The sequence below is a fragment of the Candidatus Aminicenantes bacterium genome (assembly GCA_011049425.1).
Taxonomy (GTDB): domain Bacteria; phylum Acidobacteriota; class Aminicenantia; order UBA2199; family UBA2199; genus UBA876.
In genome coordinates, this window is the sequence record DSBM01000073.1 from 1 (window position 1) to 9,367 (window position 9,367).

The window sequence follows — 9,367 nt, forward strand, 5'->3', positions numbered from 1 at the left end:
CCCCGGTGGTTGTTTGGGATGTAATCCGGGGCATCATTTTACCTTCGGCCGTCCTGCCTCAGCCCATGGGGCCCCGGAACCTGCCGTTTGCGTTCGCTTATGCTTTATGCCCTGCGGGTACTCCTCTCCACAACCCCTCGCCAATCATCAATTCGGGCTTGCCCACACAAAACGTAATAGAACCAAACTTTTCAACTCTTCAACTTTTCAACTCTTAAACTCTACAACTCTTTAACTTTTCTGTTTTGCCGACGGCAGTAGCAAAATGTGCAGGGTGATCCCCAACGCAACTGCCCCAAGCAGGATGCGTACCCATAAGAGTCTGGTGGCGAAGATCGCTGACAGCGCAATGGTGGTCCACAACAAGGTTAATGTCCACACTTTCACCCAGGCCGGGATGCCCCGACCGTCGCGGTAATCATGCAGGTAGCGGCCGAACCAGCGGTTGCGCAGCAATCGCTGCAGGCGATGGGGCGAACTTTTCGCGTAGCAGGCCGCGGCCAGGAGCAGAAAAGGCGTGGTGGGCAGCAACGGCAGGAAAATCCCCGCCACTCCAAGTCCCACGAAAATTGCGCCTGAAGTGACCAGCAAAAATCGCCGGCTTCTCGAAATCATCCGCTGCTTTTGCATGATACTCGAAAACAGCCGGGGGGTTTTAGCGCCGGCTCTTGCGGGGTTTCTTTTTCACGGAGAAGCCGAACTTGCCGATGTGCTTGCCCATGCGGTGGTAATGACCGTGGCAGTAGCAGATGGGGGCGGCGGCGGCCAGGTCGAAGTAGCCGGTGTTTCCGCGGTGAAAGGCGGGATCGGCCTGAACGGCCAGGACTTCGGCAAGAAAGAGGTGGTGGCTGCCGAGTTCGCGAACCTCGGTAACCCGGCACTCCAGGTTGATTGGTGACTCCGCCACCAGGGGGGCACGGATCTGCGAGGCCCGCAGGGGTGTCAGTTGCATTTCCTTGAATTTATCCACTTCGCGGCCGCTTTTCACGCCGCACCAATCAACAGCCCTGGCCATAGCGGCGGTGGTCAGGTTCACGGTAAACTCCCCGCTTTCACGGATGAGGTTGTAGGAAAAGCGTTCCGGGCGCAGGGAAATGGAACACATGGGCGGGTCGCTGCACACCGTACCCGTCCATGCAACCGTGACCAGGTTCATGTGACCGTCAAAATCACCGCAACTGATCAGCACGGCGGGAACCGGATAGAGCATGGCGCCGGGTTTCCATAACAGGCGTGTGGGTTGATCGCTCATGGGGCCTCCGTTTCGCAACTGTACACCAGCTCGTTGCCGATGGCAAGTCGAGTCGCGTGGTTTCCGGGGCGGTGTGAATCTCGGAGTTCCGGCGCCGAAAATCCGCTTGGGTCAGTACTCTACGTCTTTTGAAGCCCTGACCGCGCGGTTGTGCGCCCAGGAACGGATCTTTTTGATCTGCTCTTCCATGGTGGTGGCCAGGGGCACGCTGTTACCGAAAATAACCAGCAGGTCGTCTTCACTCAAGGGGCGGTTCTCGTTAAAGGCCTCGTACATGGCGGAGATGATGACCTGCTCGATTTCGCTGCCGGACCAGCCCTTGGTGATCTGGGCCAATTGCGGTACGTTGAAGTGGGACACATCGTTTCCCTTGGCCTTGAGGTGAATGGAAAAAATCTCTTCCCGTTCCCGGCGCGTGGGCAAGTCGATAAAAAAAATCTGGTCAAAGCGGCCGCGGCGCAACAGTTCCGCGGGCAACAGGTCGATGCGGTTGGCGGTGGCGGCCACGAAGATCTCTGATGTGTGCTCCTGCATCCAGGTCAAAAAATAACCCAGGATGCGGGAAGAAGAACTGTCTCCCTGCTTGTCGGAAATGCCGCTTTCAATTTCGTCGATCCACAGTACCGCCGGCGCCACGGAATCCATGGTCTGCAGGGCCCGTGAGAATACCAGTTCGGGTGAGCCGGCCATGCCCGAATACACCAGGTTCATGTCCAGGCGGAAAAGGGGCAGCTTCCATAAGGAGGCGGTGACCTTGGCGGAAAGGCTTTTTCCGCAACCGGAAACCCCCATGCACAAGAATCCCCGGGGTTTCTCTAATCCGAACTCGCGTGCCGCGTCCGTAAAGGCGCGACGGCGCTTCTGCAGCCAGTCTTTCAAATTATCCAACCCACCCAGGTCATCCAGGGTAAACCGCTGAGTAAAATACTCCAGCACGTTTTCCTTCATGATCAGTTGCTTTTTTTCTTCGTGGATGCCCTTGACCAGGCCGGCGGTGATAAGCGGCTGGTTGTGAAAGGCTTTCATATAGGCTTTGTAGGCCTCGTCAAGGGTCAGGCCCTGGGCGGCGATTACAAAGTCGCGGCGTTCGGCTTCGTTTAATTGGATTTGACGCCCGGACCGCCGCATGCTCTCGAGGAACCTCTCAAAAAGTGCTCCCAGTTCGTCAATGCCGGGCAGGGGAAACGGGAAGATGTCGATCTCTTTTTTCAGGTCCTGGGGAAAATACTCATCTGATGAGAGAAGAAAAATGATTTTGCGTTTGCCTTTGAGGATTTTGTAGGCATCACGCAATTTGCGTACGACCCGCCCGGATCTGCGCATTTCCGGCCCCAGGTCGCGGAACACGGTGAATCCGGGTTCAGGGTCATTGATTACCGCATCTATGGCGATAACGGGGTCCCGGCTTTCCGGGACGGAATGGTTTTCTTTCACCAGTCCATGGTTGATATCCCAATGGGCGAGAGCGGGGGCTTTGTGTACCTGTTCCGCCATGCGGAGCAGGAAGCCTTCCACCCGTTTCTCTTCGTATGAGAGGATCTGGATCAGGGGTTGCCCCACCAGAATGGACTGCCTAATCGCTTCCATGGAAGGATTCATGGTTTACCTCAATGCTATGAAAGTCGATGATGCCCCCGAACTTGAATCCCAGGGGGTTGACATGGAACTTCAGTACAAAACTGTCGGAAACAAAGTAAAGCGGGATATACCAGGCGTCCTCGGCGCAGAGATCCGCAAGCTGTTCGAGCAACTGCGCCTGAAGACGGATGTTGCCGAGCGGCAATCGTTCGATTGCTTCACGGATGCGGGGGTTGGCGTGGTTAAAGTAGTTGAGCAGCCCGTTGCCGGAGTACAACTGGTATAGGAAATTGTAGGCATGGGGATAATCCGCAACACCGCGTACGATCATGGCCTGTCGCTGCGGATCTCTCATGCCGGCGTAATATGGCTCAAGGGGTATGATATCGCTCTCCAGGCGGAGCCCGAAAGGAGCCATTTGTTTGTTCAGGGCGTTGATCAGGCTCACATGGCGTGGATAAATGGTTACATTCACAACTCGCCGTGCGGTTGGCGGCAGTTGCCGCCGGGCGCGAGAAGCCCTTTCCGGGTTTAAACGGAAATAGCGATTGTGGCCGAACAGGCTGACCGGCATGATGGTATAGGCGGGAAGCACGGAACGCTCCAAACCCAGGTCGGCGATCAATTGTTGGCGATCAATGCCAAACTGCATGATATGGCGCCATTCACGCGACAGGGCATCCGGGTTGGTCGGGGAGGGGTTCAGGGTCAGGAACACCTGCACATCCGGCGCAGTGGATATGATGCGGTGGCTTTGGCGAGGAAATGTGGAAACGGCAAATCCTTCAGGAGGAAGGAAAACATCGAAAAAGTAGAGGGTGTTGGCGCGGGGAGTATCCTGCGGGAGAAAGATGTGTACCCGTTTCAGTGAAGGCGGTCCGGCAAAGTAGTCATCCCGGCGATGAAAGCTCAGTTTAGAAAAGGGCTGGTGTTTGACGTTCACCTTCTCCAGCTCTTTCTCAAGGTGGAACGGTCCGGTACCAACCGGTTGGCGGCGGAATTCATCCAACGATTTTCCGGCGTAATTCACGGGAATGATCGATGTGGCTTTGGACGCAAGGAGGTGGAGAAAGATGTTGAAAGGGCGCACCAGGTGAATGCGCAGGCAGTGATTGTTTACGGCCTCCAGGCCGCTGACGACATGGCTTTTGCCTTGAGCGAAATCAGTGGCGCCGGCGATACAGCTGAATTCATTTTCGTTACCCCAGCGGCGGATCAGTTGTTCCAATGTAAAGATCACGTCCTTGCTGGAAAGGGGAGAACCGTTGGAAAAGCGGGCCTCGGGACGAAGATGGAAGGTGTATTCCAGGCGGTTGTTGGAGATCTCCCAGGAGGCGGCCAGGTCGGGAGAAAGGTGCCCTGCGTGGTCGGCTTTCACCAGGGTGTTGAACACCAATTCCAGCGCCTGGGCTTCGTTGTAGAAATGCAGCTCAGAAGGGATAAACGAGTTGAAATTGTGGTTTTGAAAACAGACGGACAATTCAGCTTCGGAGTTAATGCGGTTGGTTACCAAAGGAGCCGGCTGCGGAGAGTCCGGGCCGCAGCCCGGATAGAGCAACAAAGCCCATGCCAGGAGGAAATACCGCCATGTCCGCCGCATATTGATTCGGCCTCTCAGAAGAGCAGTCAAGCTGTTTTCCACTCGTGTCCCCACAGACTTATGAGATGAACGATCACCCTTGCGGCGGCTTGCATGTCTTCCACGGCAATCCATTCGTAGCGGGAGTGAAAGTTCGAGCCTCCGGTAAACAGGTTGGGGGTGGGCAGTCCCATGAAACTCAACCTGGCCCCGTCGGTGCCGCCGCGGATCATATTGTGTATCGGCTCCAGGCCGGCCATTTTTACCGCCTCAAGGGCTTTGGCCAATACTTGTGGATGGTTGTCGAGAACGGTTTTCATGTTGCGGTACGATTCAATAAATTCAAAATCGACACCGGCACCCGGATGGCGCTGCACCACCTGGTCCACCAGTTGATGCAATTTCGCCTCATGGTCATGCAATCCCTCTTCAGAAAAATCCCGAACCAGAAATTTCAGGGTAACCTGTTCACTTCCGCCTTCAATGGAGTGGGGGTGAAGGTAGCCTTCACGTTTTTCCGTGGTTTCAGGTGACAGGCGGTCCTTGGGCAGGGAATCGATGATCTCGGCCGCCAACTTGATGGCGTTGAGCAGTTTGCCCTTGGCATAGCCGGGATGCACATTGACGCCCGTTATCTTTAGATGAACCGAGTCGGCGCAGAAGGTTTCATCCTCTACTTCACCCAGTTTTTCGCCGTCCACCGTGTAGCCGAAATCGGCATCGATCTCCTCCAGGGTGATATGCTCCGTACCCCGGCCGGTTTCTTCGTCCGGCGTAAATATCACGCGGATGCGCGGGCGCGGGATTTCGGGGTGGTTGATCAGGTATTGCAAGGCGGCCATGATTTCAGCGATGCCGGCCTTGTCATCCGCTCCCAGCAAGGTTGTTCCATCCGTGGTAATGAGGGTTTTGCCTTTTTGTTTCGCCAAGTGAGGATTTTCGCTCACTTTTAGAATCCAGCGGCCGTCGCCGGAAAGGTCAATATCTTCACCGTTGTAATCGGGGTGAATGCGGGGGTTGACGTTTTCACCGGAGACGTCGGGGGATGTGTCGACGTGGGCGATCAGGGCAATGGTCGGACCGTTTCCGTTTTGGTTGGACGGCAGTGTTGCGAGAACATATCCCCATTGGTTGAAAGTTGCGTCGATTAACCCCATATCTTTAAGTTCATTTTGCAGTCGGCGCGAAAGGTTGATTTGGTGGGGAGTTGAGGGAAAATCGCTGGATTCCTCACTGGATTGGGTGTTGATGCGCACGTAAGCAATAAAGCGTTCCATCAGGTCGGGAAATTGCATCTCATGCCTCCTGTCCGAAACATTATAGGCCAATGTCGCAGGATTGGCAAAAAAATCACTCGTCTTGAACCACGGCGAATGCGGCCGCACCGCAATGTCCTTGCAGATCCAGGGCGGTTACGCCGAATTCCAGTTCGTTCTCGCGGGAAACCCGGCGAATCTGAAGTTCCGATGCTTCTGAACCCAGAGTGGAGACAATCTGGAATCTGGGGTGGGTTTGAAACACGTGGTAGCCGGAAACACCCCGATTCGGGGATGCTGGATCGCGGCGCCAGGTGATGTGAACCACATACTCGGTCTGAAGCAGGGATTCATTGCGCCGGCGCTTGGCCGTGACGTCAAGCGCGGGCGGTGAAGCCAGGCACCCCAGGTTCAGGCGTCCGCCGCAGGCGATGCGATCAGACAGGTGGGCCAGGGGAGTATAGGCCATCATCAGGCGGGCCACGCGGCGGGATACCGACTCGGGGCCGTACAGGCATGCAAGCAATGCCACCGCGCCGGCGGCGTGAGGGGCCGCCATTGACGTGCCGCTCATGTAGTCGTAATCCGCCACCCTGTTGATCACCGTGACGGGAGTAAATGCCTGTGTCCTCAATTTCCGGCCGTTTTCTCGTGACACGGACACAACTGGGATCCATTCTTTCGCCACTTGCAAAGTCCCGCTGAAATTGCCCTCCAGGTTGTTGAAAATGATTGCCGCCCTCGCTCCGGCGAGGGCGGCCAGGCGGACTTTCTCCTGAAAAGTGGTTTCTCCGCGTTCTATCAGGGCTATGGCTCCGTTTACCTCGGAAGAAAAATCTATCGCGGTCAAACCGAGCCCGCAGGGAACCAGCATGGCCGTAATTCCCGGCGTGGGGCCGGCGTACTCCAGGCCCAGTGCCGGGATTGCCTCATAGTCCGCCTCAACCTGGGCCAGGCGACCGCATTCCCGTGGAACCGTTGACAAAACGCCGTGTCCCGGAGCGGCCAGGTCCACGCTTCGGTCTCCGTAATTCGAAAAATCGGCGAGTTTGTCATCAGCAGTGGTAGCGGCCACGGAAAGAATGCCGGCGACGTCATAAGATGCGGGGTAAAAGGGATGCTCGTCGTTGTCGTCGCCCACGTCATCGTCACCGCCGTTTCCCGCCGCCGCCAGAATGACAATTCCTTCTCGGGCGACTTGCCGGTAAGCCTGTTCTTCAACTTCGGAATATCCACTGCCGCCGAATGAACAGTTCAAGGCCACGATGTTTGCCGCGCCGGAGCGTTTCAATTGGCAAATGTATTCCAGGGCTTCCACAATGTCGCTGGAGTACGTATAGCCGTCCGGACGTACGGTCTTGACGGCCAGCAGGCGCGTATGCCAGCTGATGCCCGCGATTCCCCGCGCATTGTCGCCCCTGGCGGCGATGATGCCGGCCACGTGGGTGCCATGGCCGTCTTTGTCCATGGGGTCGGCATCATTTGCGCCATCGGCATCAGCGGCGAAATCATAGCCCAGCCAATCATCGACATATCCATTGCCGTCATCGTCAATGCCATTTCCCGGAATTTCCAGTGGATTGCGCCACATGTTGGCCGTCAGGTCGGGGTGTTCATAGTCGATACCCGTATCCATTACGGCTACGGTCAACGCGGAATCCCCGGTGACAATTTTCCATACGGTTTCGGCGCCGATATCGGCACCGGCGATACCCGGAATCAGGGGCGCGTTGTCGCCGCGGTTCGAGAGGTTCCATTGCCTGTTGTACAAGGGATCCCGGGGTTCCCGGGCGGGTCTGCGGCGATAATTCAAAGAGGCGGCCGTTACCCGGGGATACCGCCGCAGGGCGGCCAACACCGCCTGTTCCCGATGCAAACCCACATTGCCCATGCAGAGGAGTTGGATGTTTGTTTGCAGGCGGGATACGCGTTGCCAGGTGGTGCCATCGCACAGCAGCACACGGATGTCGGGATCGTGCGTTACTATGCCGGGATCAACTCCGGCCTGAAAACGTACCAGGATCTCTCCGGGGGCATGATCCGGCACACCGGTTTGAAAAGTGAAAGTTCGGGATGGGGCGGCGGTAAAAAATCCCAACAAGAGAACCAGCAATATCCGCCTGAAAACGCGTTTTGCCCCAATCATCCGCCCTCCTTTTTTCCGGAGTGTTCATTATAGCAGATTGTCGGCCAGGCGGACCAGCCTCCACATGGATCAAAATTTGCATGGTTTGTGCGGCTCTGTTACAATTTACCCCCGCCGGCTTCCATTGGGGGCCGATTTTTCCGGAGCTTGAGGAGACCATAAATGAACCTGCTGGTCATGGGTTTGCAATGGGGTGATGAAGGCAAGGGCAAGGCCATCGATTACCTGGCTAAAAATTTCGATGTGGTGGTTCGCTACCAGGGTGGGCACAATGCCGGCCATACCGTCTATTACGGCGATCAAAAAGTGATTCTGCACCTCTTGCCATCCGGTGTTTTCTCCCCTCATACCGCGTCGGTGATCGGAAACGGCGTGGTGGTCAATCCCCTGCAATTGGTGGATGAACTGCGCCACCTGCAATCCCTGGGCGTGGACGCGGGAAATTTCTGGGTCAGTCATCGGGCACCCCTGATCATGCCTTTTCACCAGAAACTGGACATCGTGTTTGAACAATCCCGTTACCATAAAATCGGCACCACGCGGCGGGGAATCGGGCCGGCCTACGAGGACCTGGCCGGCCGCCGGGCCCTCTTTGTGGGAGATTTGCTGAATTCATCGCGATTCCGGCGCAAAGCAGTCATTCTCAATGAATACTACAACCGCTTGGTGCAGGCATATGGAGCTGAAGGAACAGAGATAGAGGAATACATGGACGCCTACATGGAGGCCGGCAAGTTCCTGCGCTCCCATATCACCGACACCGCCTGGATGCTGAACCGCCGTTTCCGCGAGGGTCAGTCGATCCTTTTCGAAGGGGCACAGGGAGCCTTGCTGGATATCCACCACGGTACCTATCCCTTTGTCACCTCATCCAATCCCACGGTGGGAGGCGTATTTACCGGCACCGGTTTGCCCGTACAAGCATTGGGCCGGATTACCGGGATTGCCAAGGCCTATGCCACCCGGGTCGGCGAAGGCCCGTTTCCGTCGGAGCTGGCCGGTTCTCAGGCCGAATGGCTGAGGGAAAAGGGCGGAGAATTTGGCGCCACCACCGGCAGGCCGAGGCGGGTGGGATGGCTTGACCTGGTGGCTTTGCGGTATGCGGTGATGATCAACGGAGTGGACAGTCTCTTCCTCACCAAATTGGACGTCCTCGACGGTTTGGATTCCATCCCTCTCGTGCATGCTTACCGCAGCGGTGGGCGCGAGGTCCACGACTTCGATCCCTCGGTGGAGTTCCTGGAGGAGGCCGAACCGCTGGTGCGTGAACTCCCCGGCTGGAATGGCTCGGTGGCGGTGGTCCGCGACTACGGCGCTCTACCGACGGCGGCGCAGGAATACATCCGGGTGATCGAGGAAGCCGTAGGTGTACCGGTGGACTACGTATCCGTGGGCAGCGGCCGCGACCAGACCATTAAAAGAAAGTTGGAGAGTTGAAAAGTTGAAGAGGGAAGATGTAGGGGCGACCGGCCGGTCGCCCACGAACCGGAAATTTCAACAAAACCACGGAACACACGGAAGGGGAAAAAACATCAGGTATCAGGTGACAGGAAGGC

7 protein-coding genes are annotated in these 9,367 nt (G+C 56.7%); 1 reads left to right on the top strand and 6 read right to left on the bottom strand.

Annotation, left to right across the window (positions count from 1 at the left end; all coding sequences use genetic code 11):
- Positions 1-231 precede the first annotated feature (231 nt).
- The 6 genes from ENN40_05065 to ENN40_05090 all read right to left on the bottom strand — a co-directional run bounded on the left by ENN40_05065 (position 232) and on the right by ENN40_05090 (position 7,811).
- Complete coding sequence (locus ENN40_05065) at positions 232-630, bottom strand: DUF454 domain-containing protein (GenBank protein HDP94716.1); 399 nt, start codon at positions 628-630, stop codon at positions 232-234.
- Positions 631-655: 25 nt separating this feature from the next.
- A complete protein-coding gene (locus tag ENN40_05070; GenBank protein ID HDP94717.1) occupies positions 656-1,252 on the bottom strand; it encodes a flavin reductase family protein in 597 nt (198 codons plus the stop codon).
- Positions 1,253-1,363: 111 nt separating this feature from the next.
- A complete protein-coding gene (locus ENN40_05075; protein ID HDP94718.1) occupies positions 1,364-2,851 on the bottom strand; it encodes an AAA family ATPase in 1,488 nt (495 codons plus the stop codon).
- Positions 2,826-4,544: an ABC transporter substrate-binding protein gene (locus ENN40_05080; protein ID HDP94719.1), complete on the bottom strand. Its 1,719-nt coding sequence runs from the start codon at positions 4,542-4,544 to the stop codon at positions 2,826-2,828. The genes ENN40_05075 and ENN40_05080 overlap by 26 nt, the downstream gene beginning before the upstream one ends.
- The gene (gene pepT / locus ENN40_05085) at positions 4,457-5,704 is read right to left on the bottom strand and encodes a peptidase T (protein ID HDP94720.1); all 1,248 of its coding nucleotides are present in this window, start codon (positions 5,702-5,704) and stop codon (positions 4,457-4,459) included. The genes ENN40_05080 and pepT overlap by 88 nt, the downstream gene beginning before the upstream one ends.
- A 55-nt stretch (positions 5,705-5,759) precedes the next feature.
- Positions 5,760-7,811: a hypothetical protein gene (locus tag ENN40_05090; GenBank protein HDP94721.1), complete on the bottom strand. Its 2,052-nt coding sequence runs from the start codon at positions 7,809-7,811 to the stop codon at positions 5,760-5,762.
- Between the two features lie 162 nt (positions 7,812-7,973).
- Here ENN40_05090 and ENN40_05095 point away from each other — a divergent pair, with 162 nt between their 5' ends.
- Positions 7,974-9,248: an adenylosuccinate synthase gene (locus ENN40_05095; GenBank protein HDP94722.1), complete on the top strand. Its 1,275-nt coding sequence runs from the start codon at positions 7,974-7,976 to the stop codon at positions 9,246-9,248.
- Positions 9,249-9,367 lie beyond the last annotated feature (119 nt).

Excerpts from the sequence above, each read along its gene's own strand:
- ENN40_05080 (HDP94719.1), bottom strand. The coding sequence starts at position 4,544 with ATGGATTGCCGTGGAAGACATGCAAGCCGCCGCAAGGGTGATCGTTCA.
- ENN40_05070 (HDP94717.1), bottom strand. The coding sequence starts at position 1,252 with ATGAGCGATCAACCCACACGCCTGTTATGGAAACCCGGCGCCATGCTC.
- ENN40_05095 (HDP94722.1), top strand. The coding sequence starts at position 7,974 with ATGAACCTGCTGGTCATGGGTTTGCAATGGGGTGATGAAGGCAAGGGC.
- pepT (HDP94720.1), bottom strand. The coding sequence starts at position 5,704 with ATGCAATTTCCCGACCTGATGGAACGCTTTATTGCTTACGTGCGCATC.
- ENN40_05065 (HDP94716.1), bottom strand. The coding sequence starts at position 630 with ATGCAAAAGCAGCGGATGATTTCGAGAAGCCGGCGATTTTTGCTGGTC.
- ENN40_05075 (HDP94718.1), bottom strand. The coding sequence starts at position 2,851 with ATGAATCCTTCCATGGAAGCGATTAGGCAGTCCATTCTGGTGGGGCAA.
- ENN40_05090 (HDP94721.1), bottom strand. The coding sequence starts at position 7,811 with ATGATTGGGGCAAAACGCGTTTTCAGGCGGATATTGCTGGTTCTCTTG.